The organism is Streptomyces sp. NPDC015171, assembly GCF_043079545.1.
Lineage (GTDB): Bacteria > Actinomycetota > Actinomycetes > Streptomycetales > Streptomycetaceae > Streptomyces.
In genome coordinates, this window is the sequence record NZ_JBIBUO010000004.1 from 1 (window position 1) to 20909 (window position 20909).

Annotated in this window: 23 protein-coding genes and 4 pseudogenes; 14 read left to right on the forward strand and 13 right to left on the reverse strand. The window is 66.4% G+C overall.

The genetic code is table 11. The features are described from left to right. Positions 1-332 precede the first annotated feature (332 nt). Together ACF073_RS12135 and ACF073_RS12140 are read left to right on the forward strand one after the other, a co-directional pair. Complete coding sequence (locus ACF073_RS12135) at positions 333-812, forward strand: tyrosinase family oxidase copper chaperone (protein WP_392068951.1); 480 nt, start codon at positions 333-335, stop codon at positions 810-812. Next, positions 796-1662 carry a tyrosinase family protein gene (locus ACF073_RS12140; protein ID WP_392068953.1) on the forward strand — a complete coding sequence of 289 codons (867 nt, stop codon included), beginning with the start codon at positions 796-798 and terminating at the stop codon, positions 1660-1662. Before ACF073_RS12135 ends, ACF073_RS12140 begins: the two co-directional genes overlap by 17 nt. Before the next feature lie 152 nt (positions 1663-1814). On the opposite strand, the gene ACF073_RS12145 is transcribed toward ACF073_RS12140, so the two are convergent. The 6 genes and pseudogenes from ACF073_RS12145 to ACF073_RS12170 all read right to left on the reverse strand — a co-directional run. After that, the gene (locus ACF073_RS12145) at positions 1815-2099 is read right to left on the reverse strand and encodes a chaplin (protein ID WP_392068955.1); all 285 of its coding nucleotides are present in this window, start codon (positions 2097-2099) and stop codon (positions 1815-1817) included. A 110-nt stretch (positions 2100-2209) separates the two neighbouring features. Continuing rightward, entirely contained in the window at positions 2210-3190 is a 981-nt protein-coding gene (locus ACF073_RS12150; protein WP_392068956.1) for a D-2-hydroxyacid dehydrogenase family protein, read from the reverse strand. A 158-nt stretch (positions 3191-3348) separates the two neighbouring features. Next, positions 3349-4119, reverse strand: a complete 771-nt coding sequence (locus ACF073_RS12155) for a DUF2182 domain-containing protein (protein ID WP_392068958.1) — start codon at positions 4117-4119, stop codon at positions 3349-3351. After that, positions 4116-4730 carry a DUF1326 domain-containing protein gene (locus ACF073_RS12160; RefSeq protein WP_392068960.1) on the reverse strand — a complete coding sequence of 205 codons (615 nt, stop codon included), beginning with the start codon at positions 4728-4730 and terminating at the stop codon, positions 4116-4118. Before ACF073_RS12160 ends, ACF073_RS12155 begins: the two co-directional genes overlap by 4 nt. A gap of 354 nt (positions 4731-5084) precedes the next feature. Then, positions 5085-5333 (reverse strand): hypothetical protein, encoded by a 249-nt coding sequence (locus ACF073_RS12165; protein WP_392068962.1) that lies wholly within the window; start codon positions 5331-5333, stop codon positions 5085-5087. An 11-nt stretch (positions 5334-5344) separates the two neighbouring features. Next, positions 5345-5698, reverse strand: a pseudogene (locus tag ACF073_RS12170) (UTRA domain-containing protein); the annotation flags it as partial. On the opposite strand from ACF073_RS12170, the pseudogene ACF073_RS12175 reads away from it, so the two are divergent. Together ACF073_RS12175 and ACF073_RS12180 are read left to right on the forward strand one after the other, a co-directional pair. Next, positions 5691-6326, forward strand: a pseudogene (locus ACF073_RS12175) (GntR family transcriptional regulator); the annotation flags it as partial. The pseudogenes ACF073_RS12170 and ACF073_RS12175 overlap by 8 nt on opposite strands. Next, positions 6323-6625, forward strand: a complete 303-nt coding sequence (locus tag ACF073_RS12180; RefSeq protein WP_392068964.1) for a hypothetical protein — start codon at positions 6323-6325, stop codon at positions 6623-6625. The pseudogene ACF073_RS12175 and the gene ACF073_RS12180, both read left to right, overlap by 4 nt. A 136-nt stretch (positions 6626-6761) precedes the next feature. Here ACF073_RS12180 and ACF073_RS12185 read toward each other — a convergent pair whose 3' ends face one another. The 4 genes from ACF073_RS12185 to ACF073_RS12200 form a co-directional block, all read right to left on the reverse strand. Then, positions 6762-7775, reverse strand: coding sequence for a hypothetical protein (locus tag ACF073_RS12185; protein ID WP_392068966.1), 1014 nt, complete (start codon positions 7773-7775; stop codon positions 6762-6764). A 349-nt stretch (positions 7776-8124) separates the two neighbouring features. Beyond that, positions 8125-10146, reverse strand: coding sequence for a hypothetical protein (locus ACF073_RS12190; RefSeq protein WP_392068968.1), 2022 nt, complete (start codon positions 10144-10146; stop codon positions 8125-8127). Between the two features lie 3 nt (positions 10147-10149). Then, a complete protein-coding gene (locus ACF073_RS12195; RefSeq protein ID WP_392068970.1) occupies positions 10150-10638 on the reverse strand; it encodes a hypothetical protein in 489 nt (162 codons plus the stop codon). Then, on the reverse strand, positions 10635-11585 hold the full coding sequence (locus ACF073_RS12200) for a hypothetical protein (protein ID WP_392068971.1): 951 nt from the start codon (positions 11583-11585) through the stop codon (positions 10635-10637). Before ACF073_RS12200 ends, ACF073_RS12195 begins: the two co-directional genes overlap by 4 nt. Before the next feature lie 580 nt (positions 11586-12165). On the opposite strand from ACF073_RS12200, the gene ACF073_RS12205 reads away from it, so the two are divergent. Further along, positions 12166-12972 carry an IS5 family transposase gene (locus ACF073_RS12205; RefSeq protein ID WP_392068973.1) on the forward strand — a complete coding sequence of 269 codons (807 nt, stop codon included), beginning with the start codon at positions 12166-12168 and terminating at the stop codon, positions 12970-12972. Here the strand turns inward: ACF073_RS12205 and ACF073_RS12210 are convergent. Both ACF073_RS12210 and ACF073_RS12215 read right to left on the reverse strand, forming a co-directional pair. Beyond that, the gene (locus ACF073_RS12210; protein ID WP_392069967.1) at positions 12914-13420 is read right to left on the reverse strand and encodes a hypothetical protein; all 507 of its coding nucleotides are present in this window, start codon (positions 13418-13420) and stop codon (positions 12914-12916) included. The genes ACF073_RS12205 and ACF073_RS12210 overlap by 59 nt on opposite strands. A gap of 241 nt (positions 13421-13661) precedes the next feature. Further along, positions 13662-14024: pseudogene (locus ACF073_RS12215) on the reverse strand (NUDIX hydrolase). Here ACF073_RS12215 and ACF073_RS12220 point away from each other — a divergent pair. The 4 genes and pseudogenes from ACF073_RS12220 to ACF073_RS12235 form a co-directional block, all read left to right on the forward strand. Further along, a pseudogene (locus ACF073_RS12220) lies at positions 13979-14203 on the forward strand (replication initiation protein); the annotation flags it as partial. The pseudogenes ACF073_RS12215 and ACF073_RS12220 sit on opposite strands and share 46 nt — an antisense overlap. Continuing rightward, complete coding sequence (locus ACF073_RS12225) at positions 14200-14400, forward strand: helix-turn-helix transcriptional regulator (RefSeq protein ID WP_392068975.1); 201 nt, start codon at positions 14200-14202, stop codon at positions 14398-14400. The pseudogene ACF073_RS12220 and the gene ACF073_RS12225, both read left to right, overlap by 4 nt. A gap of 258 nt (positions 14401-14658) precedes the next feature. Further along, entirely contained in the window at positions 14659-15525 is an 867-nt protein-coding gene (locus ACF073_RS12230; RefSeq protein ID WP_392068977.1) for a hypothetical protein, read from the forward strand. Then, positions 15516-15695, forward strand: a complete 180-nt coding sequence (locus tag ACF073_RS12235) for an integrase (protein ID WP_392068979.1) — start codon at positions 15516-15518, stop codon at positions 15693-15695. Before ACF073_RS12230 ends, ACF073_RS12235 begins: the two co-directional genes overlap by 10 nt. 619 nt (positions 15696-16314) lie before the next feature. Here ACF073_RS12235 and ACF073_RS12240 read toward each other — a convergent pair. Next, complete coding sequence (locus ACF073_RS12240) at positions 16315-17070, reverse strand: GntR family transcriptional regulator (RefSeq protein WP_392068981.1); 756 nt, start codon at positions 17068-17070, stop codon at positions 16315-16317. Positions 17071-17149: 79 nt separating this feature from the next. Between ACF073_RS12240 and ACF073_RS12245 the strand changes: the two genes are divergently transcribed. The 5 genes from ACF073_RS12245 (at position 17150) to ACF073_RS12265 (ending at position 20653) form a co-directional block, all read left to right on the forward strand. Then, on the forward strand, positions 17150-17428 hold the full coding sequence (locus ACF073_RS12245) for a hypothetical protein (RefSeq protein WP_392068983.1): 279 nt from the start codon (positions 17150-17152) through the stop codon (positions 17426-17428). Positions 17429-17951: 523 nt separating this feature from the next. Beyond that, positions 17952-18176 (forward strand): hypothetical protein, encoded by a 225-nt coding sequence (locus ACF073_RS12250; RefSeq protein ID WP_392068985.1) that lies wholly within the window; start codon positions 17952-17954, stop codon positions 18174-18176. Beyond that, positions 18173-18916, forward strand: a complete 744-nt coding sequence (locus ACF073_RS12255; protein WP_392068987.1) for a GntR family transcriptional regulator — start codon at positions 18173-18175, stop codon at positions 18914-18916. The genes ACF073_RS12250 and ACF073_RS12255 overlap by 4 nt, the downstream gene beginning before the upstream one ends. Beyond that, a complete protein-coding gene (locus ACF073_RS12260) occupies positions 18913-19215 on the forward strand; it encodes a hypothetical protein (protein WP_392069968.1) in 303 nt (100 codons plus the stop codon). The genes ACF073_RS12255 and ACF073_RS12260 overlap by 4 nt, the downstream gene beginning before the upstream one ends. Positions 19216-19915: 700 nt before the next feature. After that, complete coding sequence (locus ACF073_RS12265) at positions 19916-20653, forward strand: hypothetical protein (protein ID WP_392068989.1); 738 nt, start codon at positions 19916-19918, stop codon at positions 20651-20653. The last annotated feature ends 256 nt before the right edge of the window (positions 20654-20909 follow it).

The following is a 20909-nucleotide window of genomic DNA, read 5'->3' on the forward strand; positions in this document are numbered from 1 at the left end:
ACGACATCGCCCGCGACCTCACCATCTGGTTGGCCGCCCGCGACTTCCCCCGACGGCCAACCAAACAGGGCAGCGATTTCTAAAACACGCTCTAGGGGCCTAGGGGCCTAGGGGTCTAGGTGACCTGGGGGACCCAGGGGTCCTACCGGTCTACCGGTCTACGGGTCCTACGGGCCTCACCGGTCTACGGGTCCTACGGGCCCCCGGGTCGACGGGTCCTACGAGCCCCGGGGATCCACGGCCGTACCCGCCGTATGGCTCTACGGCGGTGACCCCGCGCGCCCTCGGCCGTTTAGCCGGTACGGACATCCGAACCCGGACGAGGAGCGAGCATGGTCGGCGGAGTGACGGTCGGTGCGGAGCAGCAGGGCGGAGCGGGCGCGGCGAGACCCACACGGAGAGAGGTGGCGCGGGGGCTGCTCGCCTCCGTCGCCGCACTGGGTCTCGCCCCGGTCGTCGCCGCCTCCCGGCCCGTCCCGCCGGCCGAGGCGGACGACGGCAGCTCCTTCGACGAGACCTACCGGGGCCGCCGTATCCAGGGCGTCCTGGTTCCGGTCGTGGGGCGCAGGGCGGCCGACGGCGAGTGGCAGATCACCATCGACGGCCGCCCGCTGCACCTGATGCGCCGGGCCGACGGCTCCTGGCTGAGCATGGTCGACCACTACACGTCGTACCGGACGCCGCAGGAGGCGGCCCGGGCCGCGGTGGACGAGATCGGGCCCGGCCAGCGGCTGCGCGACATGGCGCCGGGGCCGATGACCGGGGAGCGCGCGGGCCACGGGACGGGGGGCGGCCATGGCGTACGTGCGTAAGAACGTCAGCAAGCTCACCGCGAACGAGCGGCGGCGGTTCGTCAACGCGCTGCTGGCGGTCAAACGGCGCGGCGAGTACGACGAGTTCGTGCGCATGCACATCGACTTCTACACCGCCGACGGCGAGGACGGGCTGCGCAGCGCCCACATGACACCGTCCTTCCTGCCCTGGCACCGCAGGTTCCTGCTGGAACTGGAACGGGCGCTGCGCCGCGTCGACTCCTCGGTGACGGTGCCGTACTGGGACTGGACCCGGGACCGCAGGACGACCGCGGTGCCCTGGACGAAGGACCTGCTCGGCGGGAACGGGCGCCGCTCCGACCGGCAGGTGACGACCGGTCCGTTCGCCTACAAGGCGGGCCACTGGACCATCAAGGAGGGCATCACCGACGGCAAGTTCCTCACCCGGGACCTGGGCCGCGCCGCCGCCCCCATCCAGCTGCCCACCCGGAGCGAACTGCAGTCGGCGCTCGACGATCCCGTCTACGACGTGTGGCCCTGGAACTCGACCGTCACCAAGGGCTTCCGCAACAAGCTGGAGGGCTGGGGGACCGGCAGCGGCAGCGCCTCCTGGCGAAACCACAACCGGGTGCACCGCTGGGTCGGCGGCGTGATGCTCAGCGGCGCGTCCGTCAACGACCCGGTGTTCTGGCTGCACCACGCCTTTCTCGACCTGCAGTGGTACCGCTGGCAGCGGGCCCACCGCAGCCACCGCTACCTGCCGGCCGAGCCGCCCCGCGCGGGCGACGCGCAGTACCGGCGCGTCGTCGCCCGGCACGAGCGGCTGCCGCCGTGGAGCGAGACGCCGGACCAGCTGGAGGACATGAGCAAGGTCTACCGGTACGCGTGAGCGGACGCCCCGGCCCGCTGTCCCGGTCTTCGGCCGCAGGGCTGCCCCGGGGCGGGAGAAGCCGGACAGAAGAAGCCGGGCGGGAGAAGCCGGGCAGGGAAGAGCCCCGGCGCTCGGAGTGCCGGGGCTCTTCCCTCGATGTGCCGGCGGGCTCAGTTGCCGTAGCTGCCGGGGGTGCCGGGCGTGCCCTTGCCGCCGCTGGCGTTGAGGCAGGTGTTGCCGAAGGCCGGGTTCAGCAGGCCGATCACGTCGACGGTGTTCCCGCACACGTTGACCGGGACGTGCAGCGGGACCTGGATCACGTTGCCGGACACGACGCCGGGCGAATCGACGGCTGCGCCCTGAGCGCCCGCGTCGGCCAGGGCCAGCCCGGCACCGCTGATCACCACGGAACCGGTGCCGAGAGCGACAGCGGCTGCCTTCGCGATGCGAGACATCACGTTCTCCTTTTGTAGCTCGGAAAGCGCAGCGGCAGACCAGCCGCCGCACTTCCCGTTCAACGCCGCCGCGCAGGGCGGGTCACGGTGATCGACGGGGGATCACTCTTTTAACGGCAGGTGTCCTCGGGTACGGGCAGCCGGCGAACCGGGGAGCCCGCCAGATAGGCCTGGATGTTCTCCACCGCCTGGCCGTAGTACGTCGCGTAGTTGGCGCGGGAGACGTAACCGAGGTGGGGGGTGGCGAGGAGGCGGGGCGCGGTGCGCATCGGGTGCCCGGCGGGCAGCGGCTCGGCGTCGAAGACGTCGACACCGGCGCCGGCGATCCGGCCCTCGCGCAGCGCCGCCAGCAGCGCGTCCTGGTCGATGATCGCGGCGCGGGAGGTGTTGACGAGGTAGGCGGTCGGCTTCATCAGCGCGAGTTCGGCGGCGCCGACGAGGCCGCGGGTGCGGTCGCCGAGGGCCAGATGGACGGAGACGAAGTCGGCGCCGGCCAGCAGTTCCTCCTTGGACCCGGCCGCCTCGACGCCCACCTCCTCGGCGCGTTCCCGGGTGAGGTTCTGGCTCCAGGCGCCGACCCGCATCCCGAAGGCGAGCCCGACCTGGGCCACCCGGCTGCCGATCTTTCCCAGCCCGAGCAGGCCGAGCCGGCGGCCGTGCAGATCGGCGCCGACGGTCGACTGCCAGGGCCCGTCGCCGCGCAGCGCGTCGCTCTCCTGGACGATCCCGCGGGCGAGGCCGAGCAGCAGCGCCCAGGTCAGCTCCACCGGCGGGGTGCTGGAACTCGCCGTACCGCACACGGTCACGCCGTGTGCCTCGGCGGCGGCGTAGTCGATGACGCTGTTGCGCATCCCGGAGGCGATGAGGAGCTTCAGCCGCGGCAGACGGGCGATCAGGGACCCGGGGAAGGGGACGCGCTCCCGCAGGGTCACGACGATGTCGCAGTCGGCGAGGGCCGCGGCGAGGGCGTCCTCACCGTCGAGGTGCTCGCGCAGCGCGACGACCTCCACCTGCCCCTCGACCGCCGACCAGTCGGCCGACTCGAGGGCCACACCCTGGAAGTCGTCCAGCACCGCACACCGAAGCCGCATGTGGTCTCCCCTTTCCCGGGGACCGACTCTAACGACAACGACCGGCTGAACGCGCTGAACAGGTTGAACGGGTGGAACGGGACGTACACGCAGTGCGACACGACACGACACGACACGACACGACACGACACGCTCCGGTCCGGAAGCTCCGGTCCGGCTCAGCGCAGCGGCGGGAGCCCCATCTCCGTCATGTCGCCGCCGGTGAGACCGGGGGCCAGCGAGGGCACCCAGAGGACGACGACGGCGAGCACGAGGGAGGCCAGCCCCGTGCCGCGGGCGATGAGACGGCCCCGCGGCAGGCGTTTCTCGGCGGTGACGACGGCGGCCAGGCCCGCCATGGCCCAGAGGTTCATCACCCCGAACGCGACGAGCAGCAGCATCAGGGACCAGCAGCATCCCAGGCAGAAGGCCCCGTGACGCGCGCCGGCCCGCACATGCCGGGCGGGCCCGCGGTACGACGCGTAGCGCAGCAGCATCCCGATCGGCGAGCGGCACTTGGCGAGGCAGAAGTCCTTGAGGCCGGTCAGCTGGTAGGCACCGGCGACGGCGAAGACGGCGGCGGCCACCGCCGTCCCCGCCGTGGGATGCGCGGCCGTGACGTGCGCGGCGCCCCTGACCGCGGCGTAGGCGGGCAGCCCGGCCGCCGCCCAGACGAGCACATAGCCGGCGGTGAACGCGATCACGCGGGGCGTTCGGCGCTCCGGCGCCGTCCGTGCGTACAGCGAGGCGACCGGCGCCGTGGCCGGCAGCATCATCGCGGCCATCATGACCGTCCATGTGCCCAGGAAGACGGGCAGGTCCCCGGCCATGGGCCCGGACCCCATGCCGGCCCGGTGCAGTGCCGTCCAGGTCCAGGCGGCCGCTGCCATGAGCAGCAGCAGACCGGCGGGGGCCGCGGGGCGGCGGATCGTCGTCGAGGTGCGGGTCACGCCGACCATGAGAAGGGCGCCGAGTGCGCGTTGCGGCCGGTGAAGTCCCACGAACGGCCTTGTACGTCACGGCCGATGGCGCGCGTCGACCGGGCGACCGTCACCGTGCTGTTCGCCGGGTGGAACATGCCGCTCAGCCGCATCACGGGGCCGCCCTCGCCGAACTGCGGGGCCACCTGGTCCTCGATCTCGATGTCGATGGCGTCGGCCACCCGCACGGCGTGGCGGCGCCCGTCGTCGTGGAACTCGATGGGGACGCGTTCGACGCCGATGACCTCGCCGATGAGCGGGACGAGCGCCGCCATCGGCCCGCCCGACCCGCCGGAGAAGACCTTGCCCAGCGCGTCCGCCTGGCCGTCGTCGGCCGAGGCGTCGACGTACAGCGCCACCTGCCAGCCGCCGTCCGCCATCACACGCGGCGTGTCCGCGAAGACGACGACACTGCGGTCCGACACGTCCACGCCGTCGACCTCGCCCCGCTCGACGTGGAACGCGAGGGTGACCTGACAGCGCTCGTTGTCGGCGGGTGCGGTCAGGCCGGAGGTGGTGCACGGGCACACGCTGTCGCAGTTGCAGCTCTCGAGATAGGTACCGCTCACGTTCCAGGCCATCTCCGCGCTCCTGCCTGGCTCCCCGCCCGTCGGCGGTGCGATACCCGGCCGGCAGAGCACACGGCCCGACGCGGGCGCCGACTACTTCCCAGGCTAGTCCCGCACCGGCACACCACGCCTGCCGACTGACGGCCCTGGCCGCGACCCCTGCCGTTCAACGGTGGCGAAACGAGCGAGCCTCACCAGCGCTTCCGCAGATGAGACGGCATGTGCGCCCCCGGCAGGACTCGAACCTGCGGCCAAGCGCTGGGAAGGCGCCTGGCGCGAAGCGGGGCGCACCCCTGCTGACCTGCCTCTCCTGCCGTACCGACCGCCACACTGACCGGCCCTCGACACGTATTCGACAAGGCTCGACTACTCGTACACGGTCGCCGCTCGAAGAGCCCGTGCGAAGAACATCCAGTCGCCGTCGCGCGGCAACTCCCTACCGGTATTGCCGTACCAACCGTCCGCGTCGTCGATCCATGCGGCCAAGGCCTCCAGGAAGCTCGGAAGGTCCGCGTTCTCCCATGAGCTTCCGTCCTCGGCGTAGCTGCTGCGCAAGGCGCGAACGAAAGCTGCCAGGTCTTCCCTGCCGGCGACGTGATCAGGAGAAGTGGTCATGGCTGGGGACCCTACTGGGCACACGCATCCGAGGTGCCCTGTGAGCGGAGCTGGCGGCTGATCGGAATCTCGTAGACGATCTCGCAGTGTGCGGCGGGCACCACGACGTCCGCCGTCTCCACGGGCCAACCCTGGTCGCGGTAGTACGTCCGCCGGATGTGCGTGACGAGCGCGGCCTTCTGGATGCCGAGGAGCGAGGCCTCCTCGGCGGTCGCCTGCCTCGGCTCCGGCTGCTCCACGGCGTGGCTGACGGTGACGCCGATCGCGGCCATGCGGTTCACGACCCCCGCCCCGGCGTGCGGCCCTCCCTCGGGGAGGACGACGAGCGTGCCGGCGGTGAGGTCGTACGGCTCCCAAATCGCCGACCGATACAAGGTCAGTACGGCCACACTGCGAAGTGCGCTCGCAGTCATCCAAGGCGAGGGCCTTGTCGAGAAGATCCACGGAAAGGGCAACTTCGTCCGCCGCTCCCTCCGCAAGATCGTGTACGTCGGGGGATGGGGAACGCTGGATCCCTGGACCGCCGCTGAAGCGGCCATGCGCGTCACTGTTCGCACCACCACCGTGCAGGCAGACGGCCATCTGACGTCCTTGCTGAGGGTGCCGACGGGCAGCCCGCTCGCTGAGTTCTTCTGCATCAGCCACGAGGGGGACTCACCGCACGGTATGGCCCGCATCTACATCCCGTGCGACCTGGCGCCGGCCGGGGTGCTGGGCGACGACTCCTCGTGGCGGGACACGGCCACGCGATTCGCCGTCCTCGGCTAGGCACCGGCAACCGTCCGGGAGACGGTATGTGCTCGTCCACCGACACCGGACGAGGCATCCGCCCTCCGGATCGGCCCAACAGCGGCAGCCCTCGCGATCACACGGGTCGCGACAGACGCCACCGGTCGAGTCGTCGAGGCCGCGCTACTCGTGTTCCCAGGAGATCGCGTCGACGCGATCTTCACCACCCACGACGTGACCGATGAGAAGGGCACCCAACGATGACGGCACCGAACGAACTGCGACTCCTTCCGTGGTCGGGGCCGGAGGGGAAGCCCTGCTACTTGGACACCGACGACAAGGCCGGCTACATGTCCCGCCTGGCGGACAACATCGAAGCGGTGCAACTGGGGACGGCGGCCGAGTTGCTGAAGCATGCCTCCGCCACCCTCGACGACCAGGACGCCGGCCCGGAGGACGTGCAACGGCTGGCGAGGGAGCTGACCAGGGCGTTGCGGGATGTTCTTCGCGTTGCAGTCAGCCGCGGTCACCTCCTGGCATTGAGCGACCCGCATCACCTCTGAACGGGACGGCGCATTTGGCTGCTACACCTGCGCGGTGCGGCCTGACTTGCTGTCCTACTGATCACGGTCCCCGCTGACCAGCGGGACTGACGAAGCCCACGGCTCTACAGGACGGATGCCGTGGGCTTCTGACCGGTTACAGAAGGCGTGGTTCCGGGGCAAGGACTGCGGACGTGATCACATCCGGGGATGTTCCCCCGGAGCGCACGAGGTCGGCAGCCGACGTCTCAGTCACAAGGAGTTCAGGCTGAGCCAGCGCCGCAAGGGCCTCAACGACGTCGAGGACGGCGTACTCTCGACGATCAGCGAGATAACGAGCCACGGTGCGCGCTGCGGGGCGAGGCAATGCCACCTCCTTGGGTAGTTGAGCATCGGAGGCGAAGAAGGCTCTGATGACCTCCCAGGCGAGATAGAACGTCTCTACGAAGCTGCCGTCGTAGGGCAGGGGGCAGACCACCAGGTTTCGGTGGTCGTCGAGGTACACACGATCGGACGCGCCCTGAACAGCGGGAACAATCCCAATACGGAGGCCGCGGTCTCCTTTAAGCTGGGTCGGGTTGATCTTGACCGTAGTAGCAACCCAATAGTCGGTCGCGACGCAACCGAGGAAAAGATCCGTTCGCCACAACCCACTGATGCTGTGGGGGAGGTCGTCTCCCTTGCCCCTTTTCCGAAAGGCCGCCGCAGCGCTGGTCAGGTGCTTCTTCAGTTTGACGGGACGGCCCCGCGAGCCCGACAGCAGCGAAGAGTCGTCAGTGAGCAGGGAGCCCGCCGTATCGATGAGCTGCTGGGAGCCGGCTTTCTCAGCGCCGAAGAGGATCGAGTTGAGATCGACGTCTCCTGTACCCCCACTGGAACCCGGCACCCGGCAGTACTTGAGAGCATCGAGAACCCGTTCGGAGACGCGTGCGTCGGCTCTCGTCACAGCGTCGTGTGCTGCGTACTCGAAGCAGATCCCGGTGTCTCCGTCACCGGCGCGGTGCAAGCGGGGCAGCATCTTGAGCTTGACGTCGTCTCGGCCTCCCGCTTCGGCCACCACATCTGCCTTGAGGGAGTACAGGATTCCTAGCAGAATGGGACGAACAACGGCGGTTATGGCCGAGACCTCGTCGGCCACCGCATTGAGCTGCCGCTCGCTTCTGATCTCCATGCGTTGACTCTATCCGCAGACGTTGTCTGTTGGGCTACATCGCTCGATCCGCATGTGCGCACCGACAGGGAAGCTGGCGCGGTGCCCAGCCACTCTTCCCCTCTTCGGGATACTTGCGGGCGTGCGTGGAAGGGTAACCGAGATAGCACGTTGCCGTGAGGCTACTCAGAACCGAAGCTGGGTGAGCCGATCGCGGCCATGCGCTTCACGGCGCCTGTCTGGGTTTGAGGCCCTGACTCGGAGAGGACGACCGGTGGGCCAGCGGTGGATCCGTAAAGCCGTGCGGCTACCCCTTGGTCGGCAATCGAAGCAGCATGCCCTTACTACACTGCCGCTATCTGCACGCCCGTCAAAATTCAAAGGGTTTGATGAGTTTCTCTCCTCGGGGAACAGACGTGATTCGATGGGGCAGCCCAGCGAGCATGGACGCTAGATCATCCTCCTCCTCGCTTGTGGCGAAAATTACCTGGCTACCGGCAGAACCATTCATGGCCGCGCGCTGCAAGAGCTGCTGAAAGCTTGGACGCGCCGCCTCTTGCTGTCGCGGCTCGTCAAAGATCAGTAACTGAAGGTGGTTTGCGCGGAATTCCCGGGATACCTCCATGTACGACAGAAGGTAAGCCCAAATGACGCGGATCATGTCACTAGCCGACAAATCGAAGCCAAGGTCGAATCCCTCATGCACGGGGCGATAGGTCTTCTTCGAGATTTCGATCGAGTCTGGCTCTAGTGAGCGGAACCCGTAAGACCTAAGTTGTGATGAGAGTGACGATCGAAGGGAATTTATTTTGGCCTCGTCGCCAGAAGAGAGTTCCCGCCTCCGCAGGGAGGACAGATTTTCCTTATTGTGTTTCCAGGTTGTCGCGAGGGAATCAAGTTCGTCTATATAAGATTCGATCGAATCTCTGACGTTTCGTAGCGCGGCCACGCGTTCTTCAAGGCGCAAGCGTTCAGCAAGTACAGCAGGATTGGGTAGCGCACTGGGGCTTACTAGAGCATCCTTCTGGGACCTGATTGTGGTACGGAGAGCATCCATCTCCTCCCGTAGGCGGTTCACTCGGATCTGCCCGATTTGAACGACTCGCTTGGAGTCCCCGACCATCGCGCGAAAAGTGGACAGCTCCTTCTCGAGGTGGGCGATGTTATCTTCGATGGTCAGCGGGTAGTCCGTGATTTCGAAGCCATCGGGTAGCTGCTGGCCACAAGTCGGACAGCTAGAGAAGGATTCGATGAAATTATCGGAGGATCCGAGAGTCTTAAGCAGTGACGCATCCTTGTGTTTTCGGAGGTCTTCCTCAAGTGCTTCGATCCGGAGTTCAAGTGAATTGGATTGCCGCTTGGCCTGCTCTAAATCTCCGATTGCTGACGATAGGGCGATATTGAGGTGCGTCGCACGCTCTTGATTCTCAGACAGTGCTTCTTCAATGCCGGGCGCCGCCTCGCCTACCGAGGTGACTAGCTGGGTCTGGCGAGTTTCGAGTTCGTGGATTAGACGGTCAATCTCCTCGTCGAGAGCAATCCATCCGGAACCGGAATCAACCTCCAGGCTGACCAGGTCGTTCCTGCGCCATGAAGCCGTTGGCTTTTTCGGGATCCCTCTGATAAGCACCCCGGCTCGTGACGCCAGCTCGGAGATGTTGCGCTCGACTATTTTCCAGTCGGCTTCAAGTAGCGCGATTGCAGACTCGGCCCTTTGGGTTTCTAGAACCATATCCATGGCATCCATGGAGAGGATGAATTCTGCCGCCCTTTTGGACACATCTTGGATCCCAAGATACGTTGGGATGCGTGCCTGAACGCCTGACCACCCGTGCTTCTGCTCTACGAAGAAGTAGGGAAACAGGCACTCCAAGTAGAGGGGACCCTCAGTACCATCCGTTTTGGTTACGCGAGGTAGTTCCCAGGCAAGGAAGCGGGCCAGTTCGTGATGAAAGCCAGCCTCACGCTGGGCTGCTCCGGCGCGGCGCACGAAGAAATCTCGTTGCTGGTAAGTACCTGCTGGCTCCGAGAGTGCTGGCCCGTTGAGCGTCCGGATCAGACTCGTATCGTGTTGAGTGCTCTTGACCGGCCGGCCGATCGTGAGGACCTCTCCGCGCTGGTTCTCGATTTCCAGTGAGACGCTGGAGGTAACTACCCTGTGCTCGACCCCTTCAACTTCGACGACATCTGTCATTGCATGTGGAAGAGGGATGTCACGGCTTGGACTCATCATCCCTTCCAACCCCAGCGCGTACACGATTGACTGTAAACAGGTCGATTTTCCACTGGAGTTGTCAGCCCGCAAGATATTGAGTCCGTCGCCGAAGGTGAGATTCACTCCGCACGTGGGACCGGAGGTACGAACGGTCAACGCGAGCTTGCGGATCTTCATATTTTAATCCCCCCACTCAAGAAGATCGTGAATAGACCTTTGTGTGATTCGCGCTGGGAGAGTGGAAAGAAATCGCTTCTCCGGCGCAAGCACATCGGGGCGCCTCCAGAGCAGGTGAGCCAGCCTTTCACCTTTTTCAGTCAGGGAAATCGTTGAGTTGTTGTTCCTAACTGCCAATCCTCCGGCGACTACCAGATTGATCGTTCGTGCCGTAGATGGATCATGGCGAATGATCAAGTCGTTCGGCTTGCGCCCTGCGAGGAACCACTCACTGATCACTTCGCGCCCATGAGGTGACCGCAGAGCCCAGGTAAGGACGTGGATCTGTTCGAGATTTGCTGTGTTTCCTCGACACTGCCTTAGGATCAGAATTGCTGAGGATAATCTCCAGCCGATTCGAAGATCGCCAGGAATGGGATCGGGGCGTCTGGTAAAGAAAACGCTGCTCCTGATTCCCGAGAAGGCCTGCTCCAGCATTGTCTGATTGGTCATGATGCATCCTCGGTCTCAAAATCGAGCGGACATCTCATAAGCCAATCTGCGATGGATCCCCATGACATAGCGTCGATGAATGTCTCGTCCAACGCCGGCACCTGGTGCGCGAAGTCTTCTTTAAGGGACTTGACAATACTCGTTAGGTCGGCAGCGCTGTTAGTGCTACCAGGGGGATATTCGAGGACTAGTTTGCGTTCTTTTCGTACCTTGGCGCCCGTCGCCGCTTCCCATTGGTCGGGGTATTTCTCGCGTAGGCGCATTAACGCATTCTCTGAATCCAAAAACTGAACTACTAGCTGTTCGAGATAGCTTCTTTGACTGCTGGAGGGCAGCCGAAGCTTCGCCAGTTTTCCCAGTGCGGTCTCTGTGAGCTGAGAATTACCCTCGATCCAACTGGAGATGTCACCTGGTGGAGTCGGAATTACGTCGACCAAGGAGGCTAGCCGCTCCAGAACTTCACCCCGTTCCGTGGCGTAAATGCCGTCTGTGGCCACGGTGATCTTAAAGTCCTCTGTGACGAATGGTAGGCTTGAAGATCGGATCTCTTCAGCTTTGATGCTGGCGTGTTGCACTAGGTGGGCGGAGTCGAAGATAGGCACAAGAAAGATGTAGTGACGGATCTTTACATCACCGAGAAGCTTTTGCAGCTCTTTTTGCTTTGTGGTCAGCTTTCGCAGGTCCGTTGAAAGCTTGTCTCGCTGCTTTTCATACCGCTCCGCGGTCGACAGCGGTTCGACCGGTGCGTAGCACTGGAAGGCCCGGCCATTGAACGTGAAGGCCTCGATCCCAAGGTCCCCACCATGGCGCGCGGGAACTTCCTGTACCTGATCAGCGCCGTAGTGGCGTCTGGCTAGTAGCAGGCAGTACTGCTCCCACTCGTCGCCCGTGTAATGGTGAGTTGCTACCAAGTAGACCCCCCAACCTGCCGGGCTGTCGCCCAGCATCGAATGAGTGCCTGCTGCCAGACCTCCGCCCCGCTGCCATGATAGGCAGGCCCATCCCCCTTGACCTGTCCTTCTGTCAGGTAGGCACTAGCTCATTGTCGCCCTCCAGCGATCTACCCGTGCTGGATGCTCTGCCGCAGACGTCGCTCCGTCAACCTCAGGTCGGAGGAGCGGCTTTGGGCTGGTGCTGCTTTGGCGCAAGTGATCATGGCCCCGTAAGCTTCCGGCGCGTCGGGCAGTCTGTGGACCTGCCCGGTGAAGCACGACGTTGGGCCCGTGATCTTCGAGGCTCGCGCCATAGTGGCTGCCTAACTGCCTGTTCTCTATCCGCTCGCGTGGTCGCCTGGGTTCGAACAGCGTCCTGGTTCGGGTGAGTCGGCCGGTGCGGGTGCATGGAAGAAGGGCCTCTTGGTAGCTCGCGGATGTCGAGTCCAGCGAGAAGCAAGAGGCCCTGTTGTCGAAGTGTCGCGTGGTCGTGGTTGCCGAGTCCAGTTCGTCCACTCGTGGGTGTGACTGCCTCGCCCACAGGTTCGGGAACGCGGCCGACCGGCCGGATCGTCGGCCCTGTTATGGCTCGGACATGAGCGACGCCGAGTGGGCTGTGGTGCGGGATCTGCTCCCGGTTCCTGGTTGGCTGGCGGGTCGCGGCGGGCGGCCGGAGGGGTTCTGCCACCGGCAGATGATCGACGCGGTACTTTACCTCGTCGACAACGGCATCAAGTGGCGGGCGATGCCATCCGACTTCCCGCCCTGGCCGCGGGTCTACGCCTTCTTCGCCCGCTGGCGGGACACAGGGCTGGTGACCGAACTGCATGATCGGCTGCACCAGGCCGTTCGCCGGGCGGAAGGCCGTGGCCCGGAGCCGAGTGCGGCTGTGGTGGACTCGCAGTCGGTGAAGGCGGACGCGACCGTCGCCCATGCATCACGCGGGTTCGACGCCGGCAAGAAGATCAACGGGCGCAAGCGGCACCTGCTCACCGACACACTCGGACTCCTCCTGGCCGTGCTGGTCACCCCGGCGTCCGTGACCGACCGGGACGGCGCCCGGACACTCCTGCCGCAGGCAACCGGCCGCTTCAGGCGGCTGGCACGGGTCTGGGCCGACGGCGGCTACACCGGCCACCTCACCGACTGGACCAGCCGGCACCTCGGCCTCGTCCTCGAGGTCGTCCGCCGTCCGGATGACGTCCAGGGTTTCCAGGTGCTTCCTCGCTGCTGGGTCGTCGAGCGGTCCTTCGCCTGGATCCCGCGCAGTCGGCGCCTGGTCCGGGACTGCGAACGCCGCACCGACACGAGCGAAGCAGTCATCCGCTGGTCGATGATCGCCCTCATGAACCGCCGCCTGGCCGCACGACCTCATCGGCCTGCTGCTCTGTCGGCAAGATGAATCTTCCGGGCTTCGTCTCCACCAGCCAGCCTCGCTCCACCAGTCTCTTCAACCGTGCTCGCGCACCCTCGACCCGCGAGGCGGAGGCGCTGTCCCAGCCCAGCACCACGGCCGCCCGCCGGGCACCCAGCCCGTCACCTCCGGCCTCCACCGCAGCCGCCATCACCGCCTGGTAGTCCACCGACAGGTCCTCGAGTCCGGCTGCGTTCTCCCGATGCGGCACCGCACGGCGCGGTCCCACCGGCTTTCTCCGAGACGGACCGACGGCCGTCTCGACGGGCTGTTCCTCTTCGGCCAGGGCCTCCAGATACTGCTCGAGGCCGATCACCCGGCGCCTGAGGACTTCTTCCGCGTCCGCCAAGTCCACCCGCACCCGCTCGAGTTCGGCTTCGAGCTCCTCCACACGCACGGCTGCGGCCTTCCGACGCGTTTCCAGAACTGCCCGCATCGACGGCATCCGCCACCCCCACAGCAACTCGATCAGCAACGAGTCGAGGCTCCCGCGGCAGCCGTAATCTCATGTCTGACCAGCAGAATCCGCACACGAGGTTCGGAAAGCGAACGGCCTCTAAAGCCGCGGAGCCGAGCGCCCAGCCACGACGTATACCCCATCTCTGGCGCCAGGCGGCTGCTTGTTGTGCGCCCGTGCTGCGTGCGGAGCGAGCCGCCTTGATGAAGCAGAGAGGGTTTCATCCCGCTGGGATGAGGTGCCTCCCGTCGTGGCTGCGTACGTGGGGGCCGTTGCCGTCCGAGGTGTCTAGGAGTCGGACCGCGAAGACTCGGACATGCGCTCGCTGACCTCGTCCGGCGTGAGCCAGGAGACGGCCGTGGACTCGCTTGAGGTGCGTTCGGTGCCGCTGGAGGGCTTGCAGCGGAAGACCAGGGCCCGATGCCGCGGGTTCGAGGGTGCCGCCAGGGAGTTCCCAGGTGCCGTTGTCGGCTCGGCGGATCGCCAGGAGGCGGCCGTCCTCGCGCACCACTACCCGGGCCACGGGATACGGAGTGCGCCCTCCGTCAGGAACGCGCCGACTACCGCGCCGCCCAAGAGGCATCCGTCCTCGGCCTCGAGGACCGCGAGCCGGACCCCGTCCTCGTGCTGGCCGACTGGCAGTACGCCGGCCATGGCCACACCCCGGGGGAAGACGCTCTCGCCACGACCATCGCCCGCGACTTCCAACTCAACCGCGAGACCGCCCGCGACGCCCTCCTGGACGAAGGGACCGTGCGATGACCACGGCCGTCCGGTCGCGGCGCACCATGCTCGCCCTCGCGGAGGTCCGCGAGGAACTGGCCGTCTCGTGCTCGACCTTCTACGACTGGCGGGCCAAGCGCCGTGCGCCGCGCTGCATCAAGCTGCCGAACGGTGATCTGAGGATCCGGCGGAGCGATCTCGACCACTGGCTCGACGACCGTGAGGACGCGGCCTGATGGAGACGACGTACGACGTGAAGGTCTCAAGATCCTCGCCTACAAGGGCGCCCGGAAGGACACGTACACCGTGCGGTGGGTGGTCGCGGGGAAGCGCTGGCGTGAGCCCTCGACATCGTCGCGCTCGCCGAGCGCTTCCGCTCCGGACTCATCCAGGCCACGGGCAAGAGGGAGGTGTTCGTCCTCGCCACCGGCCTTCCGGTGTCACATCGCTCCAAGTCGGCCCCCATGAGCTAGTACAAGTTCGCCGGCGAGTACGTGGATGCCCGTTGCTCTCAACTCGGCGGCAACAGCCGGAAGAACATCGCCAAGACCCTCACCACGACCACCGTCGCGCTGTTGACGGCCAAGCCGGCGCAGTTCGAACCGGCCGCCGTGCGCACGGCTCTGCGCGACTGGGCGTTCCACACGAACCACACGAACCGGCGCCTCGACGCGCCCCGGGATGTCGTGGCCATCCTCAAGTGGGTCGAGAGGAATTCCCTGCCTGTCTCGGCCTGGGAGCAGCCGGAGACGGTCGATCAGGTGCCGCGCGCCATCGACACCCGCCTCGACGGCAGGCAGGCGGCGGCCGGGTCCCGGAAGCGCAACCGCCGGATCCTCGACGTCGCCATGAAGTACGCGATCCGCCGGCGCGTCCGGCGGGCCACCCCTCTCCCGAAGGGCAAGGACTCGACGGCCGCCACCAGGACCACGAACACCATGGACAAGCGGTCCTTGCTGAACCCGGAGCCGGCGGCGGCGATCCTCGACTGGATACGGTGCCGGCCGCGCGGCGGCAAGGGGCTCCACGCGTTCTTCGCCACCCTGTACTACTGCGGCCCTCGGGCCGAGGAGGCCGGAGCCATGAGCGTGGAGGACGTGACCCTGCCCGAGCCCGGTGTCGCCGAGGGGGAGACGCGCACGGTGCCGGGGCCTCCGGCCCTGACGCGCGTCCTGCGGCGGCACATCGAGGACGAGCGCCTCCAGCCGGGTGATCCGCTGTTCCAGGGGAGTCGGGAGGCATCCTTGCCGGGTCCGTCATCCGGCGGGCGTGGCGCCGTGCGCGTAGGGCCGTACTGCCGCCGTACGTCTTCGAGTCGCCCACCGGGCGGCGTGTGTACGACAACCGGAACATGCGCCTGACGAAGTGGCTCGATGACGGGATCCCGCCCGCCCAGGGGGCGGAGTGGGCCGGGAACAGCGTTGCCGTGCTCCTGGCCACCTACACCCGGTGCGTCGAGGGTCAGCCGCCCGACCTGAAGCGGCGGCTCGAGGCCGCCGGGGACCTGCTCGAACGGCCGTCCGCCGGCTGAGCGGCCCGGCTGGACTTCGGCACGTATGCGGCACGGCCACCCGCGACACCCCGGTGACAGCCGGGCAGCCCCGGATTCCGACCTTGATCGCCAAGGGGAGTCCGGGGCTGGCCCGTGTGCGGCGTCACCGGCTCTGAACAGCAAAAATGCCCTCCCGAAGGAGGGCGGTGCCTGGCGCCCCCGGCAGGACTCGAACCTGCGGCCAAGCGCTTAGAAGGCGCTTAGCGGGTCACATATCGCACCCTTGCTGACCTGCTCTTCTTCCCGTGTTCGGCGTCTCATGGGCCAGCCTTCGACACGCATTCGACTGGCGGCGACCAAGCATCCGGTAGAGACCAGATCGAGGCATCAAGATCACAAAGGGCCTCGTATAAGAGGCTGACTTCACCCCTCGTGGCGCGCACTGTAGCTGTAGCGAGGCTGGGTTTTGTACCACCGTTGGTACTGCCTTACCGGACTGTCATGGACCACGCTGGGACTCGTATCGATCGGTAGGGCCGAATGCATGGATGCGACCACTCGGGCACCGACTCCGGCCCTGGCACGCGAAATCCCACGGAGCCATAGGGGTGCGGGAGGTGCGATGGATAGTCACTGGGAGCGCAATGGCCCAGAACCGTCATCGATTGATCGGAATCTCGTAGACGATCTCGCAGTGAGCGGCGGGCACCACGATGTCCGCCGTCTCCACGGGCCGTCCCTCGTCGCTGTAGTACGTCCGCCGGATGTGCGTGACGAGCGCGGCCTTCTGAATGCCCAGGAGTGAAGCCTCCTCGGCGGTCGCCTGCCTCGGCTCTGGCTGCTCCACGGCGTGGCTGACGGTGACACCGATAGCTGCCATCCGGTTCACGACCCCCGCCCCGGCGTGCGGCCCGCCCTCTGGGAGGACAACGAGAGTGCCGGCGGTGAGGTCATACGGCTCCCAGCTCGTCGACAGCTGCACGGGCCTGCCGTCGGCCAGGAATTCGTACGTCGTCCGGACGCACAGGTCGCCCTCGGTGATGCCGAGCCGCGCCGCGATGTCCGCCGGAGCCGGCACCTTGGCCTCAGTCCGGCTCTCCCAATCCCCTTGCCTTCCCACGGCCTTCATGTCCGCCCGGAACGGAGACCCGTCGGGCCGCTCACGCGCCGACGACCGAACCATGCGCATGCGCTGCCGGGGCTCGGCGACGTACGTGCCCGAACCGGCGCGGCCCTCCAGTACACCCTGGGAGATCAGCAACTCCTGCGCCCGACGGACCACGTTCTCGCCGACCCCGCACTCCTGGCCGATCTGGGCGCGGGACGGCAGGCGGTCCCCGGGCTCCCATACGTGCTCCGCGATCCGGCGCCGGAGTTCGTCGGCGATGCGGAGATAGGGCGGCTGCTCAGGCATATGGAAAATCTAGTCCACTAGCTCTAATCTAGTTAACTAGCTTCACTGAAAGTGATCGCCGGTTGACGGAGGCTGCCCTGTGCCCGCTTCGGGATCTCATGTGGCGGCCATCGTCGCCCGGCTGTCAGCCATCGGGCTGCCCACGCGTGTGGAGGAGTACGACCGCTACACGTCGGTCGAAGCGGAGATACCGGAATCGCTCTCCGTCGACTTATGGCGGGAGGTCCTGGAAGTGGTGGCCGAGGCCGATCGGTTCGGGCTCCTCGCCACCAGCCTGACCGGCCGCACCCTCTGGGCGGTCGTACACAAAGCGGTCCCCACGACGGGCGAGGTCGGGGGACCGAGCCATCAGCGATAGGAGCTGAGCAGCGTGCTCAACCGTATCCGCCGTGCCGTATCGCTCGCCAGAGCGCGGTACGCCCCCAAGGGCAGGCACCGCCGCCCCTTAACGCCATCCCGGTCGACGGTCGCCCCCACCTTCCCGGCGTCCGCCGATGCGTCGAGGCGGCCACTGGACCGGGTTTCCGACATCGCCAACCATCGACTCCCGCTTGCGGGAGAGGACAACGCACTCGTCCGCCCCTACGTGCTGGCCTGGGAGAAACGAGTACGGCCCCGGGCGGTGGTGGTCGCTTCCCATCTGCCGGCTGAAGCCTGGTCGACCCTGGCGGGGGCTCGCTGATGTCTCCACGCCAACAGCTTCGCGTCGCCGACGCCTCGACCGTCTCCTACCGGTCGACCGCCTGCCGTATCGGCACACACCTGCTCTGCACTGAGCCATCTCCCATCTCCGCGCCGATCGACCTGCCGGTTGTCTATGAGACGTGCGCGTGTCCGTGTCACTCGATGCCGAGCCACTCCAAGCCCAGGGAGGTGCAGCGGTGAGCGGCTGGGTATCGGGCGGCGCGCTGGTTTCCACTGTCGAGGTCACGGCGGCCACCGTGCAGCGTGGCGACGTCATTCAATTGGGCGGCACAGCGTGCCGGGTCATGGACCTCATCCAACTTCCTCAAGGCGCCAAACGACTCCTCTTCGAGTCGGGCGAGCTGCTGACCATACACACGCGAACCCGGCTCGCTGCCGTTCGCGTGCAGAGAAGGCGGTGACCCGGTCTGTGCCTTCACGCCATCACGACATCGCCGACGATCTCCGGCGCCAGATCACAACCGGCGCAGTCAAACCGGGAGAACGCCTGCCGTCCGAGGCAGACCTCGCCCACCGATACAAGGTCAGTACGGCCACACTGCGAAGTGCGCTCGCAGTCCTCCAGGGCGAAGGTCTTGTCGAGAAGATCCACGGAAAGGGCAACTTCGTCCGCCGCTCCCTCCGCAAGATCGTGTACGTCGGGGGATGGGGAACGCTGGATCCCTGGACCGCCGCTGAAGCGGCCATGCGCGTCACTGTTCGCACCACCACCGTGCAGGCAGACGGCCACCTGACGACCTTGCTGAGGGTGCCGACGGGCAGCCCTGTCGCTGAGTTCTTCTGCATCAGCCACGAGGGGGACTCACCGCACGGTCTGGCCCGCATCTACATCCCGCGCGACCTGGCGCCGGCCGGGGCGCTGGACGACGACTCCTCGTGTCGGGACACGGCCACGCGATTCGCCGTCCTCGGCTCGGCACCGGCAACCGTCCGGGAGATGGTATGCGCTCGTCCACCGACACCGGACGAGGCATCCGCCCTCCGGATCGGCCCAACGGCGGCAGCCCTCGCGATCACCCGGGTCGCGACCGACGCCACCGGTCGAGTCGTCGAGGTTGCGCTACTCGTGTTCCCAGGAGATCGCGTCGACGCGATCTTCACCACCCACGACGTGACCGATGAGAAGGGCACCCAACGATAACGGCACCGAACGAACTGCGACTCCTTCCGTGGTCGGGGCCGGAGGGGAAGCCCTGCTACTTGGACACCGACGACAAGGCCGGCTACATGTCCCGCCTGGCGGACAACATCGAAGCGGTGCAACTGGGGACGGCGGCCGAGTTGCTGAAGCATGCCTCCGCCACCCTCGACGACCAGGACGCCGGCCCGGAAGACTGGCAACGGCTGGCGAGGGAACTGACCAGGGCATTGCGGGACGTGCTCCGCGTTGCTACCAGCCGTGGTCACCTCCTGGCGGGGAGCGACCCTCAACGACCCTGAAGGGGATCGCTGCGTCGTCTCAGAGGCTGAGGCAGCTTCCTCTGCTGCGGCCTGCTGGGTGCGACCTGAGATGCGGTTTCCTGACTGCCGGTCCCGCCGAACAAGAAGCCCGACGAAGCCCACGGTTCTGAACACCATGCCGCGGGCTTCTGCCATGCGGGGTTGGCCTCGGACGGCCCGGAGACGGCTCGGCTGCTGCAGCGCGTCTCCGCTTTGCCATCGCCCTGGTCGGGGCTTGCCTCGTGAGGCAGAGCCACAACTGGTTGCCGCTGTCCAGGGTCGCTGATGTCAGGGTTGGACGTCAGTGGAACGGCCCTGGGACTGGGCAGACCTCCAAAGGCTCGTCTGGCCGGTCTGCCCAGCGCCACCAGACATGCCGACCGGTACACCGCCATAGCGTCCGGCAGGTCCGCCGGCCGACGTCCTCCCGTTCGGAGAGAACAAGGCCGCCGGACCGCATGGGTTAGTTGCACTCGGGACAGGCTGGGGCGTCGGTGGTCATGCAGCGCCCCTTAGGTGCGCGATCGCTTCGTCCCGAACTGTCGGCTGGACGGCCATTGCGGTCCAGCACGCAGGTCGTGGGGTCTTCGACGGCCTTTGGTGGTTGGTTGCGGTTGCGGTGGTTGCTGTACAGCAACCACCGCAGATGCCCAGAGACGGCCTCAGGTCGGCGAACGCCTACGCCTCTACGATGCAGGCCATGGGGACATCTGATTCCGCACCGCTCATACGCGCCTGTTGGCTTTCATGGCTCGCGGTCGAGACTGTCGATCAGGCGGAGGTAGTGAAGGCCCTCGGCTTGACGGAGGTACAGGAGACGAGCTGGGCCGAGGGTGTGGTACTCATCGACGAGGTGGCGCACGACGGGGAGGAGCCGTTCTCCACCGTTGTAGTCACGCCGCCCATGCAGGGGTGGACCCTGGTCGTCGGACCGTACTTCGGCCTGCCGTATACCCAGCAGACGGCGCACGTCACCAGCCTGTGCCGAGATTTGAGCGCGGTCTTCGGTAAGGCCCAACTCTTCTTCCACAGTGAACAGAACGACGGAGAGGCGTGGCTGATCGCCGAAGGCGGACGGATTCTCAGGCGCTGGATCAGTGAATACCCGGAGCTCGCCATGGGCGAACCGTTCGGCGTGGAGCGACGACTCCTTGATGCCTACGGAATCACGGGCAAGCCCGAGGATCTCGATCCCAACAGCGACCTGGCCGGCGACTGGGCAGCCACTTGGGGGGATTGCTGGGCCACGACAGTCGCGGAGGAATCGAGCATCGATCCCACGAGCGCCGCCGCCGACACAGGCTCGATCAGCAGCATGCTGGTGGCAGCCGCTCCGACTTGGGTGGGTGTACCGCCTGCCACCGAAGAGGGCGTCGCCGACCACCGCTTTAGGAGTTCGATCCGAGTCCGTACCGACTTGGGTCGGCCACTGGTGTAACGGCCGGACAGAGACGTTGGTGTACACCTCCGTCCGGCGTCGTTGATGTCAGCCGTGGATGTCAGCGGCCTTCTGATCCGTAGCCTTACAGAGGTCGGTCAACGGAGATGGTGTGGGGCACCGTTCGGCCCTCAGGAGGCGTCATTGGCCATGGTCGGTTGCTGTACTTCGCTGCTGTACAGCTTGGGCGGCTTGGCGAGCACGAGCGAGGTTGTTGCGGCTGGTCAGGGTGTCGGGGTGGGTGTCGCCCAGGACA